Below are 20,425 nucleotides of genomic sequence, written 5' to 3'. Positions count from 1 at the left end.
ATCTGCCCTCGCTCTCAGTAACGCTATTATTCGGTAGCGCTTTTGTTTCCGTTACTTAATGCCATTCAAGCTTTGCGTGCAACAGATTCTTGTGAGAACCGCGTGTGCGGACGCAACAATAGTTGCTGTTATTTTCATGAAGGAAATTCGAGCTCCTTAATAAGACACTGAAATAATGAGGAAAACTATACTTGATGCTGATCTAATCTTGTAGGTACTCCAGTGACAATAGGCACAGCAATTTCCCTTTATCAGAGCCTCATTACCCTTGCTCAGCAGAATCACGCAGGGGTCAATCTGTCCTGATTGGCCCGAGGCCATCAAAAATGTTCGGCTGTCCTGTCTCACCTGCACTTTTCAAAGCCTCTCCCACTGGCGTCCCCGCGATAGTCCTGACAGGGTGCGCTAAGATGGGGCCTACGCCCTAATATGGGGGAGGCCACCACGCGATGGTCGATATCTGGAGCGGGATCGTGCAAGCCTTTTGGCTTGTGGCTACACTTGACGCTGAACTGGTTGAAATCGCCGGTCGGTCGTTGCGTGTCACGCTCTCAGCTTTGGTTGTGGCCTGCCTTATTGCCCTCCCATTGGCGGCCTTGGTCGCCGTAAAGCGCTTTCGGGCGCGTCGGTTGGTGATTGCGGTTCTGAACGCCCTTATGGGGCTGCCGCCCGTTGTGGTGGGTCTTGTCGTTTATGTGGTTCTCTCACGCTCGGGGCCGCTTGGCGTGCTGGGCCTTTTGTTCACGCCATCCGCGATGATTATCGCGCAGGTTATCATCATTGTGCCCCTCATCGCCTCGATTGCACATCAGTCGATCCGCGAACTTTGGCAAGAATACCATGACCTCTTGATCTCGATGAATGTCACCCAAACGCAGAAAATACGGACCCTATTGTGGGACTCGCGCCGCGCATTGCTGACTGCGGCCTTGGCTGGCTTTGGCCGTGCCATCGGCGAGGTGGGGGCGATCATGATCGTCGGTGGGAACATCGATCACGCCACGCGGGTGCTGACCACAGCGATTGCGCTCGAGACGGGTAAGGGTGAATTTGCCTTGGCCCTTGCACTTGGCTTTGTGCTGATCGGGCTTGCGGTGGCCGTAAATCTCGCGATCCACTGGTTGGGTCGGACCGAACGGGAGGGGAGTTGGTGACACAGCTTTTTCCCATGCATGCGATTGCGATTGAAAGCCGTCGGCGCGGGCAACGGTTGGTCGGGCCCATCGATCTCACCCTTGGAGGGCAGGGGGCCACGGTGGTCATCGGGCCCAACGGCGCAGGAAAAACGACACTGCTACAGCTTCTACACGGCACCGCACGGCTGTCGGCTGGGCAGATTGACTGGGCCTGCACAACCGAAGAGGCACGGCATCATCAAGGGTTCGTCTTTCAGCGCCCGATAATGCTGCGGCGGACGGTCTTAGAGAATCTAATTTACCCTTTGCGTCTACGCGGAGCTCCTAAAGACAAGGCGCGAAAGGCGGCACGTGAATGGGCTGTACGTGTAGGATTAGAGCCGCTTTTGGGCCGTGCCGCGCCTGTGCTGTCGGGCGGCGAGCAGCAGAAGCTGGCACTCGCCCGGGCCTTGATATGCAAACCAAAGCTACTGTTTCTTGATGAACCCTGCGCCGCTTTAGACGGTCGTGCCACGCGAGAAATCGAGATGATTTTGCAAACTGCCAAGGCAGACGGCACCCGGCTGATCCTGTCGACCCATGACCTTGGACAAGCGCGGCGTTTGGCTGACGACGTTTTGTTTCTGGTCGGCGGGCGAATTCATGAGGCCGGGCGCGCAGATACGTTTTTTAACCAACCTGAGACCGAAGAGGCTCAGGCATTTTTAAGAGGAGATATCGTAGAATGAAACATTGGTTCATAGGCGCAATTTCGGCGCTGGCCCTAGGCAGTGCCGCGCAGGCAGCAGACGTGATGAAAATGGCGGTCACCACCTCCTTCAACAACTCTGGTCTTGCCGATGTGCTTTTGCCCGAGATCGCGGCGGATCTTGATATTGATGTGCAGCTGCTGGTCGTGGGCACTGGACAGGCAATCAAACTTGGAGAGGCGGGCGACGTTGATGCGATACTTGTGCATTCGCGCAGCGCCGAAGAGGCTTTCGTTGAAGGCGGGTTTGGCAGCCACCGGACCGAGATCATGTACAATGATTTCGTCTTTATTGGCCCGAAAGAAGACCCTGCGGGAATTGCCACGTCTGATGCTGCTGCTGGTGCGCTGACCGCGATCGCTGAGACCGAGGCGAATTTCGTAAGCCGGGGAGACGATAGTGGCACGCATAAAAAGGAACTGTCACTCTGGGCCGAAGCGGGGTTAGACCCGGCGACTTTCGGCGATTGGTATAATGCCGTTGGTGCAGGCATGGGGGCGGCGCTGAATACCGCATCGGGGATGCCCGCCTATGTCATGTCGGACCGCGCAAGCTGGCTGAACTTTGGCAATAAAGGAGAGCTGGCATTGCTCTATGCAGGCGATCCGGTGCTGTTTAATCAATACGCCTATCTGCCAGTGAACGCTGAGCTGCACGATCATGTGAAAAATGACTTGGCACTGCGGTTGGAGGAATGGCTTGTTTCCGACCGTGCGAAATCCTTGATCAATGACTACAAAATCAACGGCGAAACGCTGTTTGTCTTCAATGCCAAACCGGCTGAATAGCCTGTGTTAGAGACCATCCTCGCCCTAAACTGGGCGCGGATGGTCTATTCGGGCAGGTCGCCATGGATTGCAAATTGCTCGAGCCCGGCATCTTGCGGTTGGATCATACGAAAGCTTTCGCGCACACCTGCATCTGTTAATTCGCGCGCCACTGTCAGTAGGCAGTTTGGCGCGTGATCGGCGCATAGCTCAATCATCTGGGCGAGTTCTTCCGCAGCAACCGGACGCGCGGCCTCAACAGAAGGTGCGCCGTAGTAGGTAACGAAATGCTGTGCCAGCATGTCCGTGAGCGTGGTGATTTCGGCATCTTCGATCTGGGTGACGGCCACGAATGTGACCCGACCAAAGGTTTCCAAACCCAGCCATCCGTTTGCAAACGCCTGACGTGCCTTGCCGGTCAGATCTCCTTCGGTCCAGTCTGAAAACTCGAACCCGCCAGAGATACACCATTCGCCAGTTCGCGCAGGCGAGGCAAAAACATTCCGGTCGCTTTCGTCGAAATGGATCGCGCGGGCGAGTTTCAAGGTCATGGGGCAGGCTCCAATAAGGTGGTAAGCGGGATTAGCTGCGTGTTTGTATCGCTGCGCAGTAGCATACCAAAATTCTCATCAACACCGATGAATGTACCGCTTTGACCGCGCACCGTCACATCGCCGTCAATTCCGAAAACCAACCCGCGCCATTCGCCGTGCAGACCCGGCGGGCCAAGGTCTTCCCATCGGTTGATCCAATGCAGCGTATGCCGGGCCCAGGATTCAATGAGGGCAGGGGGATGCACATCGGCGCAGCCCTCGGCAAAGAGTGCCGTCTGGTCCGGGTTATGGCCAGTTTCCGCCATGTCAGGGTCTTCGGCCGGGTAGAGCGGTAGAGTAAAGCCCACGACCAGCCAGTCGGGGATGGCGTCGGGATCGGTGGTTGATGCGACCATGCGGAAGGCACCGCAAGAGGCACCATTCAGGCGAATGCCCCCGTCCCACTCCAATTGCACAGCCACTTCGGGCGGGGACAGTGCGCCGAGGGCGTTCTGAAATCCGACCCCGCAGAGCGGGAGCATGGCCACCGCCTGCGCCAGTGGTACTTCGGGCGCAAAGACCAATGCGCCCTGCATCTCGGCCCCGTCCAGCCGGTACGTGATGAGACCTGCATCACAGCCACGTGCGGCGCGCGTGCAGGCGACGCGGAGGGCGTCATCGGACACGGCCTCGCCCGACATCAGAGGAGGGAATGAAAGCCCTTCGCTCATGCTGCGCCGGCGTCGATCAGCTGTTTCGCAATCGCGTGGAAGGCCGCGGCCTGTTTGCTGTCAGGCTGGCTGACCGTGATCGGCGCACCGCCATCGGAGGCGAGACGGATCTGCAGATCAAGCGGCACTTCGGCAAGCAAGGGCACACCCCACTTTTCAGCCTCAGACGCGACACCGCCGTGGCCAAAGACATGCTCTTCGTGGCCACAGTTGGTGCAGATGTGCGTCGACATATTTTCGATCATCCCAAGGATCGGCACCTTAAGTTGGTTAAACATGTCGATCCCCTTGCGGGCGTCGATTAGAGCCACATCCTGCGGTGTAGAGACGATAACCGCCCCGTCCACATGGGCCTTTTGCGCCAGGGTCATCTGCACGTCGCCGGTGCCCGGTGGCAGGTCAACGATCAGCACGTCAAGCGCACCCCATTGCACCTGGGTCATCATCTGCTGCAACGCGCCCATCAGCATCGGACCACGCCAGACGACGGCTTGGTCTTCGTTGGTCATCAAGCCAATCGACATCATGGTAACGCCATGGTTGCGCATCGGCAGGATGGTCTTGCCGTCGGGGGAGGCGGGACGGCCCGAGACACCGAGCATGCGCGGCTGGCTGGGTCCGTAGACATCGGCATCCAGCAGCCCAACGCGGCGGCCTTGAGCGGCGAGCGCGCAGGCGAGGTTTGCCGATACGGTGGATTTACCGACGCCGCCCTTGCCTGAAGCGATGGCGATGATCCGGTCAACACCGGGGATCTTCTGCGGGCCTGAGGGTTCGGCGGCGCGTTGCGGTTTGAGGTCGGGCGGCGGGGCCTTCTCGCTGTGCCCGGTCAATACGATGGAGACTTTGCTCACGCCATCGACCTGCGCCAATGCCGCTTCGGCCAGTGCTTTGGCTTCCTCATAGGCTTTGGCCTGCGCGGGCGGGATTTCCATGACAAAACGCACCGCGCCCGCGTCGTCCACATTCAACGCGCGCATCACGCCGCTGGCCACAATATCGGTGCCCGTGGCCGGATCGGTCACGGTTTTAAGCGCGGTTAGAACCGCTTCTCTGCTGGCTGTCACGTCGCTTATGCCTCGCCCTTATCCGCGCCGGCAATGGTGCCGTCGATCTCATGCTCCAGCCCCAGTTCGGGGATTGAAATCACAGCCTTAACCGCGAATGTCTTACCGGCAGTGTCACCGTCGCGCATGGCCTTTTCGATGGCCTGCTGCGAGGTCACGCCGACCTGTTTGAGAAACTTGCGCATCGACATGTTGAAGTCTTCGCTCATGGGGGTGCTCCTATTCTGAAAAGGCGGCCTAGTGGTCGCGCCGTTTGGAGAGGTAATCGTCGGTGGTGCGAGGGCGGGGGCGTTCGTTGCCTGTCATCGGGTTGTTGGTGCTGTGATACTGCGCATTGATCCGGCAGTCATCGCACATCTGGATCATCCGCAGTTTGGATTCATCTGCGAACATAGAATGACTGCGCAGCTTGTCGGTGATTTTCTCTACGGTGGATTTCACGCCGAACAAGCTGCCACATTCGACGCAGGGAAAAGGTTCTTCTTCGTTTAGGATCCGCTGGCTTAGTGCCGCATCGGTCAGATCAAGCTGCGGCGCGAGGGTGATCGCGTCTTCAGGGCAGATATGCTCGCAGAGACCGCATTGCAGGCAAGCGTCCTCCTGAAAGCGCAGCTGAGGCAGGTCCGGGTTGTCGCCAAGCGCACCCGACGGGCAGAGCGAGACACAAGACAGACACAGCGTGCAGGCGTCCTTATCCACCAAAACCGCGCCATAGGGCGCACCTTGGGGCAGGGGAAGCACCTGCGCGTCGGGTTGCAATGCGCGGGCCGCTTGCCGAGCGATCTGCCGCCGACTGCCCATAGGACGCACCGGCTGGGTGACGGGGGCAGGGGCGGTGCCGTCATAGAGCAGGTCTGTCAGCGCCTCAGGATCAGGCGTGTCGATGAGCGTCATACGGGCCTCGCCCGCAATGGCGCGCGCAAGAGCAGTCTGGGTTTCAATCGCATCGCGGTCGGCTTTGGGGCCAAACAGAAGTGAGACATGGGCAAAACCAGCGGCCAGCGCGGCCAAAGCCTCGGCATGGCCGAAGGCCGCGAGTGCGGGCAGGTGCATCGGGATCACATCGGCAGGCAAGCCGCGCCCGTGACGCGCAGCAAGGCGGATCATCTCGGCGCCGTGGTCGTCATGCACCAACAGGCGGGGCGCATCGACTCCGGCCTCAAGATAGGCGCGGGCAAGGGTCTGCACCCGGCGCATGGTGAAATCGACAGGCGGCGCGTCATAGCTGATCGCACCGGACGGGCAGGCCGATGAACACGCACCGCAGCCCGCGCAGATCATCGGGTCAACGGTCACATGATCACCGTCCGGTACAATCGCACCTGTGGGGCATAGATCAAGGCAGGCAGTACAGCCGGTTTGTCCTGCCCGACTGTGCGCACAAAGAAGGGGTTCGGTGCGCACATAAAGCGGCTGCTCGAAGGTGCCCACCACATGCGACGCGGCCAACACGGCGGCGGCGACAGCGGGCGGATGCGCCGGATCAGCGCGCAGATAGCCTTCGCGCTTTTCATGGGCCGGGAACAGAGGTGTGTCGCCCCGCAGGTCGATGATCACGTCACACTGACTTTTCGCCCCGTCGCGCGGCTCGGTCCAGGTCAGCGGGCCACGGCCCCGCGGGTCAACCTGCCGCAACGCGTCGATCACGACTTCGAACTGGCCAAGTGCTCCTTTGGCGCGACGCAGCTTGCCGGAGATGAGATCAAAGTCGCGGACTTCGGGCAGATTGTCCTCGGCCTGCGTGACCGCGTCGTCCATCAGCAGCGTGACGCTGAGGTGGTCCTTGAGTTGCGCCGCCGCCTCAAGTGCTGCCGGTCCACGCCCAAGGATCAAACACAACCCTTCGGAGGCGACGTCGATGGTTTTTTCTGCCGGGGCGTCCAAAAGCGCCTCTGCCGCTAGGGCGGACATTTTGGGCATTTTATCGCGGGGGTCATCGGACCATCCGGCCCGGTCGCGCAGGTCGAGGAGGGGGGCAGGGGGTAGTTCCAATTCCTCCGCCAACTCGGTAAATATGCGCTCCTCTTGGGTGCAGCATAAAATCGCATCGCCAGTGGTCAGTGCCTTGGCCGCGCGGTCGATCTGGGTGGTACAAAGGGCCGAACAGGGCGGTGCGACGGTCAAACCGGTGCTCTCGGCCAGCGCATCAGAATCGATACGCTGCGACCCTGCGCAATCGCATGTTATCAATGTCTTGGCCATGAATTTTTCCTTGTTACGCGCGCCAAACCGCCGCCCTCTTGGGCGCAGTTGAGACCCCAAGCTAGACGGGATTTAGCACCGCCCACAACCGGAAACAGAAAGGCGAGAGCCATCGTCCACCAACCCAACACCGCCGTTTAAGCGTCAGGGTTGGTATGGTGATTCGAAATGTGAAAAATTCTGATATTCCTAGCAAAATACTCAAGTTAGACAAAACGTCCGAAGCGTCATTGACGGTACGGGGTCGCGGGTCATCTTGTCTGGAAAGTCGGGTTTTTAGCGACATCACGCGGATTTATGCTTCCCCCCAGTGGGGGTTTGAGGTGAAGGTCATAGCAACGGAGGAGCCAGTTGATTCACAACCCGAAAATGTATCGGACGATGCCCTTGGGTATCGTACTGCAGCGCGCGCCGGGTGTGACCCGGTGGGCCAAGTGGAGCTGGAAAGCGACCGCTGTGCTGCCCGGTGCCGGGGATGCGGAGTGGCGTGAGCTGCGCCGCGAGGGCGATATCGTGGAGTACCACGCCGCCACGCTTCAGATTGAATTACACGGTGCCGAAACGGAAGCCTATGTTCACGGGCTGGGGGCCGACGTGCCCTGCGTCTATGTGGTGATGCGCCCCATTCCCGGTGCGACCGAGCGGCCTTTCAAATTGGCGCTGGTCACCGCCTCTCCTTATGAGGCGCAGGATTATTGCGACAGCGCCGAAGAAGTGGTTGAGAAAATCGCGATGACGCCCGGTTTGCTGGCCTGGGTGCAAGAGTTTGTCGAAGAGTTCCACCAAGAAGAAGAGTTCGTGAAGCGGCGGCGTGATCGCCTGCGGACGGACCGCCAGCAAGACGGCATCGGCGACCCACGCATTGAGAAGCCCGCAGACATCTACGCCTCGCCGACGTTGAAACGAAAACGTCTGGCATGAGCAGCTTTTGGCAAAAACGCCGCGCCGCAGTGGCAGCAGAGGCTGAAGCCGAAGTGCGCGTCCAAGAGGCCCGCGTGGCCGAGGCCGAAGAGGCAACACTGGCCGAACGGAGCGATGATGACTTGCTGGCCGAGTTTGATCTGCCCGCACCCGAAGAACTGGTCAGCGGCGAACAGCTCCGCGCTTTTCTCAAGGCGCAGTTGCCGCAACGCCTCAAAACCCGCGCGCTGCGCAGCTTCTGGCGGACCAATCCGGTGCTCGCCTGTCTTGACGGCTTGAATGATTACGACGACGATTACACAGCTGCCGCGACCGCCGGAAAGCCTGTGAACACGATCTATCAAGTGGGCCGCGGCATGGTGGCAAAGATCGAAGAGGTCCTGACCGCCGAAGGAGATACGCCCGAAGTGGCTGAGGAAAACGCGCCCGAATTGGCACCGACCCATGATGTCGTTGTGCCAGCGCCTCGGCGCACCGAAACCGCATTGGCAGAGCGTGCGCCTTCTCAGGTGTACACCGCGCCAGTAGAAGAAGAGGCCGAGCAATCCGCACCGACCCACCGTCGGATGCGTTTTCAATTCGCCGGCGATCCGGCCGCCGACATGGAAGGTAGCAGCGCATGAACCAACTGGCCGCGACACCCCTGCCCGAAGAGGACCGCATGCGCGCGGACCTTTATAACTTCATGGGGCTTATTCTTTCCGGTCCACCCGATCAGATGCTGCTTGATCAATGTGCGGCATTGAGCGGTGATGAATCTGACTTGGGGCAGGGGTTTGCGACTTTGTCAAAGCTGGCGTCCAAGACCAGACCGTCCGGAGCAGAGAGCGAATTCAACCGGCTCTTTATCGGACTGGGCCGGGGCGAATTGCTGCCCTATGCAAGTTTTTACCTCACCGGGTTCCTGAACGAAAAACCGCTTGCTGCCCTGCGCCAAGACATGGTGGCACGCGGGCTTGAGCGGGCGCCAAATGTGTTTGAGCCTGAGGACAACATCGCCTCGCTCATGGAAATGATGGGCGCGATGATCGCGGGCCGTTTTTCGGCACCGGCGATGCTGACCCAGCAAAAGACATTCTTTAATAGGCATGTCGCCCCATGGGCCGGGCATTTCTTTGCAGACCTCGAAGGGGCTAAGAATTCGGTTTTCTACGCCCCTGTGGGCAAAATAGGCCGCGCCTTTATGCAGATCGAAGCTGAGGCGTTTCGCCTGAGCAAAGACAATTAAGACATAACGAGACAGCTGGGGCGCCCCGCCCTTGAACAAAAGACGTAACAGGAGAGACAACATGACACGCAAGCCAGAGGGTTCCACCAATGCACCCGTTCGCAAAGACCGGCGCGATTTCCTGAAGTTCGCCGGCACCGCCGCCCCATTGGCCGCCGTTGCCGTGGCCACCACCGGGACAGAGGCTCAAGCGGCCCAAGCCCCCGACCTGTCGTCGGATCGCATCCAAGACACCGAACACACGCGCGCCTACTACGCCGCTGCTCGGTTCTAATCAGATACCAAGAGGCGCTGCCTCTTAAATTTGGCAGGGCGGGAAACGCCCGCCGTTTAATAGCCACCTCAGGCGGGAACCAGCCCGCGCACAGGGAGTGAAGATATGTTGAGGAAAAAGACCAATGGGGTCGCGCGGTCTGCGCAGCAGACAGGCATCATGTCCGATGTGGCACGCAGCGGTATGGACCGGCGCGCGTTTCTGCGCGGCTCAGGCCTCGCCATCGGTGGGCTGAGCGCCATCGCCGCGACCGCAGGCAGCGTGCAGCAGGCATCAGCCGCCACGGCAGCCGTCAGCGGCAAGATGGAAGTCAAGAAATCCGTTTGCACCCATTGCTCGGTCGGCTGTACGGTCATTGCCGAAGTGTCGGACGGTGTTTGGCTGGGGCAGGAACCCGGCTGGGACAGCCCCTTCAACCTTGGTGCCCATTGCGCCAAAGGGGCGTCGGTGCGTGAACACGCCCATGGTGAGCGCCGACTGAAATACCCGATGAAGAAAGTCGGTGGCGAATGGCAGCGGATTTCCTGGGAGCAGGCGGTCAACGAGATCGGCGACCAGATGACCACCATCCGTGACACCAGCGGCCCGGATTCAGTCTACTGGCTTGGCTCGGCGAAACACTCCAACGAACAGGCCTATCTGTTCCGCAAGTTCGCCGCCTATTGGGGCACCAACAACGTCGATCACCAGGCGCGGATTTGTCACTCCACCACCGTGGCGGGCGTGGCGAACACATGGGGCTACGGCGCCATGACCAACAGCTACAACGACATCCACAAGTCCAAGGCGATCTTCATCATCGGTGGCAACCCCGCCGAGGCGCATCCGGTCTCATTACAGCACGTGTTGAAGGCCAAGGAAGAAAACAACGCGCCGCTGATCGTCTGCGACCCACGCTTCACGCGCACCGCGGCCCATGCCGACGAATATGTACGCTTCCGTCCGGGGTCGGACGTGGCGCTGGTTTGGGGCATCCTCTACCACATCTTCGAGAATGGTTGGGAGGACAAGGAGTTCATCCGCACCCGTGTTTGGGGCATGGATGAGATCCGCAAGGAAGTCGCCAATTGGACACCTGACGAAGTTGAGCGCGTCACCGGCGTGCCGGGCGAACAGCTTCAGCGCGTCGCGCGTACGCTGGCCAACCACCGCCCCGGCACCGTGATCTGGTGCATGGGCGGCACGCAGCACACCAACGGCAACAACAACACCCGTGCTTACTGCATCTTGCAGCTGGCCTTGGGGAACATGGGCACCGCCGGTGGCGGCACCAACATCTTCCGCGGCCACGACAACGTGCAAGGCGCGACCGATCTTGGCGTTCTCGCTGATACGCTGCCGGGCTACTATGGCCTGTCCGACGGGTCATGGGCGCATTGGGCACGGGTCTGGGGTGAGGATCTGGAATGGATCCAGAGCCGTTTCGCCTCGTGGACCGATGGCGCGGGGGAAGAGCAGAAGATGATCAACCTTACCGGCATTCCGGTGTCGCGTTGGATTGATGGCGTGCTGGAAGCACGCGAGAACCTTGAGCAGCCCGACAACACCAAGGCGATGGTGCTTTGGGGCCACGCACCGAACTCGCAGACACGTCAAAAGGAAATGAAGACGGCGATGGAAAAGCTCGACCTGTTGGTCGTGGTTGATCCTTATCCCACCGTTTCCGCCGTTCTGCATGACCGGACAGACAACACCTATCTGCTGCCGGCCTGTACGCAGTTCGAGACCTCCGGCTCTGTCACCGCCTCGAACCGGTCGCTCCAGTGGCGCGAAAAGGTTGTCGAGCCGCTGTTTGAAAGCCTGCCGGACCACACGATCCTTTATAAGTTCGCCAAGAAGTTCGGCTTTGAAGATCGCATGTTCCGCAATATTGAGGTGAACGGTGAAGAGCCGCTGATCGAAGACCTGACACGCGAGTTCAACAAAGGCATGTGGACCATCGGCTATACTGGGCAGTCGCCCGAGCGGATGAAAATGCACATGCAGAACCAGCATACTTTCGACAAAACCACCCTGCGCGCCAATGGCGGCCCAGCAGATGGCGATACATATGGCCTGCCGTGGCCCTGCTGGGGCACGCCCGAGATGAACCACCCCGGCACGGCGAACCTATACGACATGTCGTTGCCGGTAGCCGAAGGCGGCCTGACTTTCCGTGCTCGTTTCGGGGTTGAGCGTGATGGTGAGAACTTGCTCGCCGAGGGCGTCTATTCCAAAGGCTCCGAGATCAAAGACGGCTATCCTGAGTTCACGATGCAAATGCTGACGGATTTGGGTTGGGACAGCGATCTGACGGCGGAAGAGCGCGCTATCATCGAGGCGGTCGCAGGCTATGAGAAGCCTGAGAATGCGGATGACGGCCAAGAAGAGGTCGGTGAAACCTCGCAGCAGGGCGAGATGGAATCGGATTACGTAGCCCAAGTCGGCGGCATCAACTGGAAGACCGACCTTTCGGGCGGCATCCAGCGGGTCGCGATCGAGCATGGCTGCGCCCCCTTCGGCAACGCCAAGGCCCGCTGTGTGGTCTGGACCTTCCCCGATCCGGTGCCAAAACACCGCGAGCCGCTTTATTCCAACCGGCGTGATCTGGTGGCGGATTATCCGACCTATGAAGACAAGACCTTCTGGCGGGTGCCGACGCTTTATGCGTCGATCCAAAAGAACGACTTCTCGGAGGAATTCCCGATCATCCTCACTTCGGGCCGCTTGGTCGAATATGAGGGCGGCGGCGACGAGACCCGGTCGAACCCATGGCTGGCCGAGTTGCAGCAGAACATGTTCATCGAGATCAACACCCGTGACGCCAACAACTTGGGCGTACGCGACGGGGCTGACGTTTGGGTCGAAGGCCCAGAGGGCGGCAAGATCAAGGTGATGGCCATGGTCACAGAACGGGTGGGCGAAGGCGTGGCCTTCATGCCTTTCCACTTCGGCGGTCACATGGAGGGCGTCAGCCTTCGGGACAAATACCCGGATGGCGCTGATCCGATCGTGCTGGGCGAAAGCACCAACACGGTTCAGACCTACGGCTACGATTCAGTCACACAAATGCAGGAGACGAAATGTACTCTCTGCAAGATTATCCCAGCGTAAGGAGACAAGAGAATGGCAAGAGCAAAGTTTCTCTGCGATGCCGAGCGCTGCATTGAATGCAACGCATGTGTAACGGCTTGTAAGAACGAACACGAAGTACCCTGGGGCATCAACCGCCGCCGCGTGGTGACAATTCAGGACGGCCAGCCGGGCGAACGCTCGATCTCGGTCGCCTGTATGCACTGCTCGGACGCGCCTTGTATGGCAGTGTGTCCGGTGGATTGTTTCTACCAGACAGATGACGGCATTGTCCTGCACTCCAAAGACCTCTGCATTGGTTGCGGTTACTGCTTCTACGCCTGCCCGTTTGGCGCGCCGCAGTATCCGCAGGCTGGCAACTTCGGGTCGCGCGGCAAGATGGACAAATGCACCTTTTGCGCCGGTGGCCCCGAAGAGAACCACAGCCAGGCAGAGTTCCAGAAGTACGGCCGCAACCGGATCGCGGAAGGCAAATTGCCGATCTGTGCCGAGATGTGTTCGACCAAGGCGCTTCTGGCCGGTGACGGTGACATGGTCTCCGACATCTACCGCGAGCGCGTGGTCGCACGTGGCTTTGGCTCCGGCGCTTGGGGCTGGGGCACGGCTTACGAGCAAAAGGGCCAGTAAAGGCTTTCGGGGTGGCCCTGCCGGGGCCGCCCCTTTTCTCCATATCTGTCTAGCCGGGGGATTTCCCATGCTGCGCCACCTAATGGCTCTTTTCATTCTCGCGCTGGTCGCGCTGCCGCTTGGCGCCACGGCGCAGGACGTCCGCCTGCCCGAAAACGCGACCCCTTCGGCCATTGACCGCAATAGCACCGGGGGGGCACAGAACCTCGCGGATATTGAACGGCGTCAGAACGGCGCTGAGATCGACGATGGGTTCCGCCGCAACAACCTTGGCGGCGATGCGTCTACCGTACCGGGGCTTGGGCCGCTCGGTGGCCGCTCGGATCCTGATCTATGGCGGGGCATCCGATACAATGAATTGCCGGTGCGCGTCAGCACGATGAACAAGACTGGCCGCGTCTTGGTGCAAGACAATGGCATGTGGTGGCTGAACTTCCGCGAAGGGCCGCTGGCGACCTATGGCATCTGGCTCTTGGCTGGGATGCTGGTTTTGTTGGCGGCGTTTTACCTGCTGCGCGGGCGCATTCGCATCGAAGGCGGTAAGGTGGGCCGTACCGTCACACGGTTCAAGGCGATCGAACGCTTTGCCCATTGGATGCTGGCAGGGTCTTTCATCTTGCTGGCACTTACCGGGCTGGCCACGCTGTTTGGCCGCAAGGTTGTGATCCCTTTGCTGGGACATGAGTTCAACTCGGTCCTGCTGACCGGATCGAAGTTCATCCACAACAACGTGTCTTGGGCCTTTATGATCGCGCTGGTCATGGTTTTTGTCATGTGGGTCTATCACAACCTGCCTGACCGAACGGACTGGACTTGGATCAAGCAGGCTGGCGGTTTTATCGGCAACAACCACCCCCCCGCCAAGAAGTTCAACTTCGGCCAAAAGATCGTTTTCTGGGGCGTCATCCTTTTGGGCTTCTCGGTATCGCTGTCTGGTCTGTCACTGCTGTTTCCCTTCGAAGTTCAACTCTTTGGGCATACCTTTGGGATCATCAATGACATCGGGATGGCCGAAGCGGCAGGGCTGGGCCCATTGCAGAGCGATCTAACACCCCATGCAGAGATGCAATATGCTCAGCTATGGCATGCGATCATCGGCTTTTTGATGATGGCGTTGATCCTCGGCCACATCTATATCGGCACGCTCGGCATGGAAGGCGCTTATGACGCTATGGGCAGTGGCGAAGTGGATGAACGCTGGGCTGAACAGCACCACTCCATCTGGCTTGATGAGGTCAAGCAAGACAATCGCCAGACCCCCGCTGAATGATGGGCAAGGTCGTACAGGTAAAAGGATTCGCGCAATGAAAGCCATGTTGGCAGGGTTTCTGGGCGTCGCAGTGATTGGCGTTGTGGCTTATTTCGGACTGCATGAGATAGGCTTTTCTTCGCAAGAGGTCTATTCGAGTGACAACGTCCGGGTGGACTGACACGCGAGTAGGCAACATATGGCAAGCGATGAATATGGCGGCACGCTGGAAGGCGCGTCGGTTCTTGTGATTGATGACGAACCGGGGATGCGTCATTTCCTCACCAAGATCCTTGAGCCGCGGGTTAAGCGCGTCGCACAGGCGGCGTCACCTGCAGAGGCGACTAAGCTGTTGGATGAGGCGCATTTCGATGTGGTCGTGCTTGATAATGTGATGCCCGGAAAAACCGGTCTGGAATGGGTGGTCGAGCAGCGCCGCAAAGGGTTCTACGCCGACACGATCCTCATCACCGCCTATGCTGATCTGGAAACCGCCATTGCTGCGTTGCGGGCCGGGATTAGCGATTTCGTCCTGAAACCCTTCCGGGCGAACCAAATCCTTGGGGCCGTTTCCCGCACGCTCGACCGTAAAAACCTGCGCCGCGATAATACCCTGCTCAGGCGCGAGTTGCAGGGCGGTTCGGCGGTGCAGATGCTTGGCAAATCCGAGGCGCTGGCCAAAGTGCGCGGAATGCTGAGCCGTCTGGCCTCCGTGCCGACCCCGGTGCTTTTCACGGGCGCCAGCGGCACGGGCAAGGAGCTGGCAGCGCGACAATTGCACCAGATGTCAGACCGTGCCGACCATCCCTTCGTTGCTGTAAACTGCGCCGCAATTACTCAAGATCGGATCGTGCCCGAACTCTTTGGCGCGGTAGAGGGGAACGAAACCCTGCAACCGGGACTGTTCCTCTTAGCCGATGGCGGGACGCTGTTCCTCGATGAAGTGGCCCAAATGCCCGAGCCGTTGCAGGCCGCCCTTTTGCGGGTGCTCGAAGATCAGCGTATCCGGCCAGAAGGGGCCGAACGGGAAATTCCGCTGAACCTGCGCTTTCTCTTTGCCACCAATGCCGATCTGCCCAAGGCCGTCGAAGAGGGGCGATTTCGCGCAGACCTCTATCACCGCATGAACGTGGTCGAAGTCGCGATGCCACCGCTCAAGGATCGCTCGGAAGATATCGTCGAACTGGCGGCGATGTTCATGCAGCAATTTTCGACCGCGCTTGGCATGCCCGCGCTTCGCTTGGACGCAGAAACTTTGCTTAAGCTGCGGCGCTACGACTGGCCCGGCAATGTCCGCGAGTTGCGAAACCTGATCGAACGTTCGGTGATCCTCGGTAGCCTGCCCGAAGCCTTTGCGGGTCACGGCACGGTGGATGGGCCGAGGGCGATTGAGGATCTCGAACTCGTCACGCAGCGCCATATGCTGCATATTCTTGACCTGTGCAAAGGCAATCGGGCAGAGGCCGCGCGGCGTTTGGGTGTGTCGCGCAAGACGGTTGATCGGAAACTGGCCGCTTGGGCGGCTGAGGGGCTCGATATCAGCGTGATCTGACGACCTAGGGACCTGCGTATCTCGCTGATTTGCCCCCCGTTCGCTCATTTTCCCTACTCGGGGCGGGATATAGTTCTTTCCAACGGTAGATTTTTAGAACGATTTTCGCCGCCGCCTCGCAATCCAAGACACCATTCCATCTGAACCAACCCGGCCCGGCAAACGTTCCTGTTTTAGCGACGGTGTTGAAGCGGGCGGCCTCCGATGACATCTGATGCTCAAGCGTTACAGGAGTAAATTCAATGCTGAAACAGATTGTTACCGCCACCGTCCTCGCTGCAGTATCCGGCACCGCAGCCTTTGCCCAAGACAATGACACGCTTCGCGTTGGTATGTCGGGCGGCTATTTCCCCTTCACTTTCGTTAAGCTGGACGAACTGCAGGGCTTTGAAGTCGACGTGATGAACGCCGTTGGCAAAGAAACCGGGCTTGAGGTTGAGTTTGAAACGATGGCCTTTTCAGGCCTGATTGGCGCGTTGGACGCTGGCCGCATCGACACGATTGCCAACCAGATCACCATAACGCCAGAGCGCGAAGAAAAGTTTGCCTTCACTGCTCCGTACGTCTTTGACGGTGCACAGGTTGTCACCAAGATTGGAAACGAAGAGATCGGCGGCGTCGAAGACCTGCGCGGCAAGACCGTTGCGGTGAACCTTGGTTCCAACTTCGAGCAGCTGCTGAATGGTTTGGATTTCGCTGACGAGATTGAGATTAAGACCTACGAATCCAACATTGCCCAAGACACAGCGCTTGGCCGGGTGGATGCATTCGTGATGGACCGGGTGTCCTCCGCGCAGCTTATTCAGGAAAGCCCGCTACCGTTGCAATTGGCCGGCAAACCCTTTTCTGAAATTCGCAACGCTTTGCCGTTCCAAGACAATGACGAAGGCCGTGCCTTGCGGGACCGTGTCGATACGGCGCTCGCCTCTCTGCGCGAAGACGGTACACTTGCCGAGATTTCGGACAAGTGGTTCGGCACTGACATCACGAAAGCGGAGTAACCCATGCGGGCGCTAGACCTCGACTATATGCTGGGGCTGGTGCCCGTTATTCTGGGCTATGTGCCGCTAACACTTTTTATGGCGGTGGCGGGGATGGTGTTTGCGCTGATCCTCGCCTCACTACTGGCGGTAGAGCGCGTGGCCAAAGTGCCTGTGCTCGATTGGTCCGTGGTGCTGTTCATCAGTTTCTTTCGCGGCACGCCGCTGCTGGTGCAACTGTTCCTCTTTTACTTCGGCCTGCCGCAGGTGTTGTCGTTCCTCACCCAGATTGACGGGGTGACGGCGGCGATCATGGGGCTGACGCTGCATTTTTCGGCCTATATGGCCGAGAGTATTCGCGCTGCAATTATGGGTGTGGACCGCAGCCAGTGGGAGGCAGCGCAATCGATCGGCATGACCCAAGGCCAGTTAATGTGGCGGATCATCCTGCCCCAAGCGGCACGGATCGCCGCACCGACCTTGGTGAACTACTTTATCGACATGATCAAAGGCACTTCGCTGGCCTTTACTCTCGGTGTGACCGAGATGATGGGCGCGGCGCAGAAAGAAGCGGCGGGAAGCTTCCTTTACTTCGAAGCCTTCCTTGTGGTGGCGGTGATGTATTGGGTCATCGTCGAAGTCCTGAGCCAAGGCCAGAAGCGGCTTGAAACCCATCTCAACAAGGCGTTTGTGCGATGATAAATATTTCGGGCCTCACCAAACATTTCGGCGGCACGCCTGTGCTGGATGGGATCGACCTGCAGATTGCCGATGGTGAGCGCATGGTTGTGATTGGCCCGTCAGGCACAGGTAAATCGACCTTGTTGCGCTGCCTTAATTTTCTGGATGTGCCGCAGGCCGGGCAGATTACCGTTGGTGACGTGACCGTTGATGCCGCCAAAGCGCGCAAGGCTGACGTGCTGGCACTGCGCCAGCGCACGGCGATGGTGTTCCAGAACTACGCGCTTTTTGCCAATAAAACTGCGAAGCAAAACATCATGGAAGCGCTTGTGACGGTGCAAAAACGCCCGAAAGCTGAGGCCGAGGAACGCGCGCTGTCGGTGCTGGCTGAGACTGGGCTCGCCGATAAGGCCGACAGCTACCCGGCGGCGCTTTCGGGTGGGCAGCAGCAGCGTGTTGGTATCGGCCGGGCCATGGCGCTTGGGGCCGAGTTGATGCTGTTCGATGAGCCGACTTCGGCGCTAGACCCGGAATGGGTGGGCGAGGTTTTGGACTTGATGCGCGCAGTGGCTGAACGCAAACAGACCATGCTGATCGTCACCCATGAGATGCAATTCGCCCGCGAGATCGCGGATCGGGTGATCTTTATGGATGGTGGCAAGATCGTGGAGAGCGGCCCACCGTCGCAGATATTTTCTTCGCCGCAGGATGCACGTCTGCAAAAATTCCTGAAACGTGTAGAAGGCTAGCAGCCTCCAAGTCTCTCGCAGAAGGATTATATCGCTTTTTCGGTTCTCAAGCGGTATGCTGCGGTGCAGAGAACCCATTGAAGGCTTGGTAAATGAACGCCCGAATTATCTGTGTGGCCCAGCAAAAGGGCGGGGCCGGTAAGACAACACTCGTTTCTAATTTGGCAATTGCCTATCTCGCGGAAGGCAAAAGCGTTGCGCTGTTAGATACCGACCCTCAAGGCAGTCTTGGCAAATGGCTTGATGTCCGTGAAGAGTTGCTGGGGGTAGACCCGAACCTCCGATTTGCGACTGCGACCGCCTATGGAATTTCCCGCGCGATCAGGTCGGTGAGCGGCGAGGCCGATGTCATTCTTGTCGACACGCCCCCGAAAGCGGACAGTGATGTGCGATGGGTTTTACGTGAGTCTGATCTGGTGCTCGTGCCTGTCTCAGCCAGTCAGGCTGATGTCTGGGCAACCCACGATGTTCTTGATTTGGCGGACCGGGCGCAAAAGCCCACCCATATTGTGATGAACCGCACGCGTTCGGGCACCCGTGTCGGTGACGACGTTGCGCGGTCCGTGGCAGAGCTTGGCGTCGGGCGACTGGACACATCTTTGGCAAACAGAGTGATTTATGCTGATGCACTTGGGCGCGGTTTGGGAGCGGTAGAGGCCAAAAAATCCGGCCCCGCAGCGGATGAGGTTCGCGCCCTTGCGCAAGAGGTCGCTGCCATTCTGGCGTTGTGACCCGGCGGAGAGCTACTTCCTCTCTTAGCACGCAAAAAGGCCCGCCATTGGCGGGCCTTCTCATTATAGCCTAATGCTCAGATTATTCTGCGCAGGCGCGGATTTTTTCGATGTCCGGGCCGTTAGGTGTGCGGCCCAGGTTGAAGGGGGCCGAAGCATCACGCCATTTGGCGTAGTCTGCCAGATACTCAAGCTGGCTCAGGTAAACCTTGGCGGAATCTGGGTTCTCGCAAGCGGTCTCCTCGATGGTTTCGTTCGCCATTTCCTGAACAGTAGCCAGCATTTCGTCGTCGTAGCGGTTGATCTCGATGCCCGCGTCGATGAACTGCTGGTAGGCTTCGGTTGCACGTTTTTCGGTGAAGGACAGCGACCAGATCAGGTTGGCCTGCGCCGCGACTTCAAGCGACTCGCGGGTTTCTTCCGACAACGCATCCCATGCGCCCTTGTTGATCATCACACCGAAAATCGATGCCGACTGGTGCCAGCCCGGTGTCGCCCAATATTTGGTAACCTGCTGGAAGCCGCCCGAGAAGTCGACGTTAGGTGTTGAGAATTCGGCACCGTCAATCACGCCGCGCTCAAGCGACTGATAGATTTCACCACCAGCCATGGAGACCTGCGACCCGCCCAGTTTTTCCAACAGACGACCCTGCTCAAGACCCGACAGACGCAGACGTTTGCCCTTAAGATCTTCCAGCGTGACGATCTGCTCATTCGTGCGGAAACCGGATTCGTTGTTGGTCACGCCATAGGGCAGATAGACCATGCCGAACTTGCCATAGATCTCGTTATAGAGCTCTTTGCCGCCCCACTGTTCGATCCAGTTGACGTAGTCGACCGCGTTGAACAGGCTTGCCGTGGTTGCCAGGGGCGAAAATGCCGAGTTGCGGCCTGCCCAGTAACCGGGCCAGTCAGCGCCGGCCTGCACGGTGTTGGATTCAACCGCGCCGAACACTTCGCCTGCGGGCACGAGCGAGCCGCCTTCGAAGAATTCGATGGTCAGGTCATCGCCAGTCAGCTTGTTGGCCAGTTCGACGAAGTGTTTGTCGATCTCGATCAGTTCAAGCGATGTGGGCCATGTGGTTGTCATGGTCCAGTTGTCCTGGGCTGCCGCCTGCGTGGCAAAGCCCGCGCAGAGTGCCAGACCGGCAAGGGTTGATTTCATTTTCATTATTA

General features: G+C 59.1%; 22 protein-coding genes. 16 read left to right on the top strand and 6 right to left on the bottom strand.

The window, feature by feature from the left end; translation table 11 throughout:
• Positions 1-449 precede the first annotated feature (449 nt).
• From DSM14862_RS19770 to DSM14862_RS19760, 3 genes are read left to right on the top strand one after another with little or no spacing between them, the layout of a single operon-like run.
• Positions 450-1,154 carry an ABC transporter permease gene (locus tag DSM14862_RS19770; RefSeq protein ID WP_007121091.1) on the top strand — a complete coding sequence of 235 codons (705 nt, stop codon included), beginning with the start codon at positions 450-452 and terminating at the stop codon, positions 1,152-1,154.
• Positions 1,151-1,864 carry an energy-coupling factor ABC transporter ATP-binding protein gene (locus DSM14862_RS19765; protein WP_007121092.1) on the top strand — a complete coding sequence of 238 codons (714 nt, stop codon included), beginning with the start codon at positions 1,151-1,153 and terminating at the stop codon, positions 1,862-1,864. The genes DSM14862_RS19770 and DSM14862_RS19765 overlap by 4 nt, the downstream gene beginning before the upstream one ends.
• On the top strand, positions 1,861-2,673 hold the full coding sequence (locus DSM14862_RS19760) for a substrate-binding domain-containing protein (protein WP_007121093.1): 813 nt from the start codon (positions 1,861-1,863) through the stop codon (positions 2,671-2,673). The genes DSM14862_RS19765 and DSM14862_RS19760 overlap by 4 nt, the downstream gene beginning before the upstream one ends.
• 44 nt (positions 2,674-2,717) lie before the next feature.
• Here the strand turns inward: DSM14862_RS19760 and DSM14862_RS19755 are convergent, their stop codons facing one another.
• The 5 genes from DSM14862_RS19755 to DSM14862_RS19735 are packed head-to-tail and all read right to left on the bottom strand — an operon-like array spanning position 2,718 to position 7,185.
• A complete protein-coding gene (locus DSM14862_RS19755) occupies positions 2,718-3,203 on the bottom strand; it encodes a DUF6505 family protein (protein ID WP_007121094.1) in 486 nt (161 codons plus the stop codon).
• The gene (locus tag DSM14862_RS19750; protein WP_040701971.1) at positions 3,200-3,916 is read right to left on the bottom strand and encodes a biotin/lipoate--protein ligase family protein; all 717 of its coding nucleotides are present in this window, start codon (positions 3,914-3,916) and stop codon (positions 3,200-3,202) included. Before DSM14862_RS19750 ends, DSM14862_RS19755 begins: the two co-directional genes overlap by 4 nt.
• A complete protein-coding gene (locus tag DSM14862_RS19745) occupies positions 3,913-4,983 on the bottom strand; it encodes an Mrp/NBP35 family ATP-binding protein (RefSeq protein ID WP_007121096.1) in 1,071 nt (356 codons plus the stop codon). The genes DSM14862_RS19750 and DSM14862_RS19745 overlap by 4 nt, the downstream gene beginning before the upstream one ends.
• Before the next feature lie 5 nt (positions 4,984-4,988).
• Entirely contained in the window at positions 4,989-5,192 is a 204-nt protein-coding gene (locus DSM14862_RS19740) for a DUF6494 family protein (RefSeq protein ID WP_007121097.1), read from the bottom strand.
• A gap of 28 nt (positions 5,193-5,220) precedes the next feature.
• The gene (locus DSM14862_RS19735) at positions 5,221-7,185 is read right to left on the bottom strand and encodes a 4Fe-4S binding protein (RefSeq protein ID WP_007121098.1); all 1,965 of its coding nucleotides are present in this window, start codon (positions 7,183-7,185) and stop codon (positions 5,221-5,223) included.
• Between the two features lie 381 nt (positions 7,186-7,566).
• Between DSM14862_RS19735 and DSM14862_RS19730 the strand changes: the two genes are divergently transcribed.
• From DSM14862_RS19730 to parA, 13 genes are all read left to right on the top strand, one after another.
• Entirely contained in the window at positions 7,567-8,106 is a 540-nt protein-coding gene (locus tag DSM14862_RS19730; protein ID WP_007121099.1) for a DUF3305 domain-containing protein, read from the top strand.
• Positions 8,103-8,729, top strand: a complete 627-nt coding sequence (locus tag DSM14862_RS19725; RefSeq protein ID WP_007121100.1) for a DUF3306 domain-containing protein — start codon at positions 8,103-8,105, stop codon at positions 8,727-8,729. The genes DSM14862_RS19730 and DSM14862_RS19725 overlap by 4 nt, the downstream gene beginning before the upstream one ends.
• Positions 8,726-9,334: a TorD/DmsD family molecular chaperone gene (locus DSM14862_RS19720; protein ID WP_007121101.1), complete on the top strand. Its 609-nt coding sequence runs from the start codon at positions 8,726-8,728 to the stop codon at positions 9,332-9,334. Before DSM14862_RS19725 ends, DSM14862_RS19720 begins: the two co-directional genes overlap by 4 nt.
• A gap of 61 nt (positions 9,335-9,395) precedes the next feature.
• Positions 9,396-9,608 carry a hypothetical protein gene (locus DSM14862_RS19715; protein WP_007121102.1) on the top strand — a complete coding sequence of 71 codons (213 nt, stop codon included), beginning with the start codon at positions 9,396-9,398 and terminating at the stop codon, positions 9,606-9,608.
• 105 nt (positions 9,609-9,713) lie between these two features.
• Entirely contained in the window at positions 9,714-12,701 is a 2,988-nt protein-coding gene (locus tag DSM14862_RS19710; RefSeq protein ID WP_243254616.1) for a formate dehydrogenase subunit alpha, read from the top strand.
• A 12-nt stretch (positions 12,702-12,713) separates the two neighbouring features.
• Positions 12,714-13,307 carry a formate dehydrogenase FDH3 subunit beta gene (gene fdh3B / locus DSM14862_RS19705; RefSeq protein WP_067266580.1) on the top strand — a complete coding sequence of 198 codons (594 nt, stop codon included), beginning with the start codon at positions 12,714-12,716 and terminating at the stop codon, positions 13,305-13,307.
• A 67-nt stretch (positions 13,308-13,374) separates the two neighbouring features.
• A complete protein-coding gene (locus DSM14862_RS19700) occupies positions 13,375-14,577 on the top strand; it encodes a formate dehydrogenase subunit gamma (protein ID WP_243254615.1) in 1,203 nt (400 codons plus the stop codon).
• Positions 14,578-14,611: 34 nt separating this feature from the next.
• Positions 14,612-14,737: a hypothetical protein gene (locus DSM14862_RS21825; RefSeq protein WP_007121121.1), complete on the top strand. Its 126-nt coding sequence runs from the start codon at positions 14,612-14,614 to the stop codon at positions 14,735-14,737.
• Between the two features lie 18 nt (positions 14,738-14,755).
• A complete protein-coding gene (locus tag DSM14862_RS19695; protein ID WP_007121122.1) occupies positions 14,756-16,108 on the top strand; it encodes a sigma-54-dependent transcriptional regulator in 1,353 nt (450 codons plus the stop codon).
• A 242-nt stretch (positions 16,109-16,350) separates the two neighbouring features.
• Entirely contained in the window at positions 16,351-17,109 is a 759-nt protein-coding gene (locus DSM14862_RS19690) for an amino acid ABC transporter substrate-binding protein (protein ID WP_007121123.1), read from the top strand.
• Positions 17,110-17,112: 3 nt separating this feature from the next.
• Entirely contained in the window at positions 17,113-17,787 is a 675-nt protein-coding gene (locus tag DSM14862_RS19685) for an amino acid ABC transporter permease (RefSeq protein WP_243254614.1), read from the top strand.
• A complete protein-coding gene (locus DSM14862_RS19680; RefSeq protein WP_007121125.1) occupies positions 17,784-18,518 on the top strand; it encodes an amino acid ABC transporter ATP-binding protein in 735 nt (244 codons plus the stop codon). Before DSM14862_RS19685 ends, DSM14862_RS19680 begins: the two co-directional genes overlap by 4 nt.
• Positions 18,519-18,610: 92 nt before the next feature.
• Positions 18,611-19,249, top strand: a complete 639-nt coding sequence (gene parA / locus DSM14862_RS19675; RefSeq protein ID WP_007121126.1) for a ParA family partition ATPase — start codon at positions 18,611-18,613, stop codon at positions 19,247-19,249.
• A gap of 82 nt (positions 19,250-19,331) precedes the next feature.
• On the opposite strand, the gene dctP is transcribed toward parA, so the two are convergent.
• Positions 19,332-20,420 (bottom strand): TRAP transporter substrate-binding protein DctP, encoded by a 1,089-nt coding sequence (gene dctP / locus DSM14862_RS19670; protein ID WP_007121127.1) that lies wholly within the window; start codon positions 20,418-20,420, stop codon positions 19,332-19,334.
• Positions 20,421-20,425: the final 5 nt, after the last annotated feature.

This window comes from Sulfitobacter indolifex (assembly GCF_022788655.1).
Lineage (GTDB): Bacteria > Pseudomonadota > Alphaproteobacteria > Rhodobacterales > Rhodobacteraceae > Sulfitobacter > Sulfitobacter indolifex.
Note: the sequence above shows the minus strand (reverse complement) of the source record. Positions and strands in the feature narration are given on the sequence as shown.

Coding starts and splice junctions, on each gene's coding strand:
- DSM14862_RS19710 (WP_243254616.1), top strand. CDS start 9,714: ATGTTGAGGAAAAAGACCAATGGGGTCGCGCGGTCTGCGCAGCAGACA.
- DSM14862_RS19715 (WP_007121102.1), top strand. CDS start 9,396: ATGACACGCAAGCCAGAGGGTTCCACCAATGCACCCGTTCGCAAAGAC.
- DSM14862_RS19725 (WP_007121100.1), top strand. CDS start 8,103: ATGAGCAGCTTTTGGCAAAAACGCCGCGCCGCAGTGGCAGCAGAGGCT.
- DSM14862_RS19740 (WP_007121097.1), bottom strand. CDS start 5,192: ATGAGCGAAGACTTCAACATGTCGATGCGCAAGTTTCTCAAACAGGTC.
- fdh3B (WP_067266580.1), top strand. CDS start 12,714: ATGGCAAGAGCAAAGTTTCTCTGCGATGCCGAGCGCTGCATTGAATGC.
- DSM14862_RS19755 (WP_007121094.1), bottom strand. CDS start 3,203: ATGACCTTGAAACTCGCCCGCGCGATCCATTTCGACGAAAGCGACCGG.
- DSM14862_RS21825 (WP_007121121.1), top strand. CDS start 14,612: ATGAAAGCCATGTTGGCAGGGTTTCTGGGCGTCGCAGTGATTGGCGTT.
- DSM14862_RS19680 (WP_007121125.1), top strand. CDS start 17,784: ATGATAAATATTTCGGGCCTCACCAAACATTTCGGCGGCACGCCTGTG.
- DSM14862_RS19695 (WP_007121122.1), top strand. CDS start 14,756: ATGGCAAGCGATGAATATGGCGGCACGCTGGAAGGCGCGTCGGTTCTT.
- DSM14862_RS19700 (WP_243254615.1), top strand. CDS start 13,375: ATGCTGCGCCACCTAATGGCTCTTTTCATTCTCGCGCTGGTCGCGCTG.
- DSM14862_RS19760 (WP_007121093.1), top strand. CDS start 1,861: ATGAAACATTGGTTCATAGGCGCAATTTCGGCGCTGGCCCTAGGCAGT.
- DSM14862_RS19770 (WP_007121091.1), top strand. CDS start 450: ATGGTCGATATCTGGAGCGGGATCGTGCAAGCCTTTTGGCTTGTGGCT.
- DSM14862_RS19720 (WP_007121101.1), top strand. CDS start 8,726: ATGAACCAACTGGCCGCGACACCCCTGCCCGAAGAGGACCGCATGCGC.
- parA (WP_007121126.1), top strand. CDS start 18,611: ATGAACGCCCGAATTATCTGTGTGGCCCAGCAAAAGGGCGGGGCCGGT.
- DSM14862_RS19735 (WP_007121098.1), bottom strand. CDS start 7,185: ATGGCCAAGACATTGATAACATGCGATTGCGCAGGGTCGCAGCGTATC.
- dctP (WP_007121127.1), bottom strand. CDS start 20,420: ATGAAAATGAAATCAACCCTTGCCGGTCTGGCACTCTGCGCGGGCTTT.
- DSM14862_RS19730 (WP_007121099.1), top strand. CDS start 7,567: ATGCCCTTGGGTATCGTACTGCAGCGCGCGCCGGGTGTGACCCGGTGG.
- DSM14862_RS19690 (WP_007121123.1), top strand. CDS start 16,351: ATGCTGAAACAGATTGTTACCGCCACCGTCCTCGCTGCAGTATCCGGC.
- DSM14862_RS19685 (WP_243254614.1), top strand. CDS start 17,113: ATGCGGGCGCTAGACCTCGACTATATGCTGGGGCTGGTGCCCGTTATT.
- DSM14862_RS19750 (WP_040701971.1), bottom strand. CDS start 3,916: ATGAGCGAAGGGCTTTCATTCCCTCCTCTGATGTCGGGCGAGGCCGTG.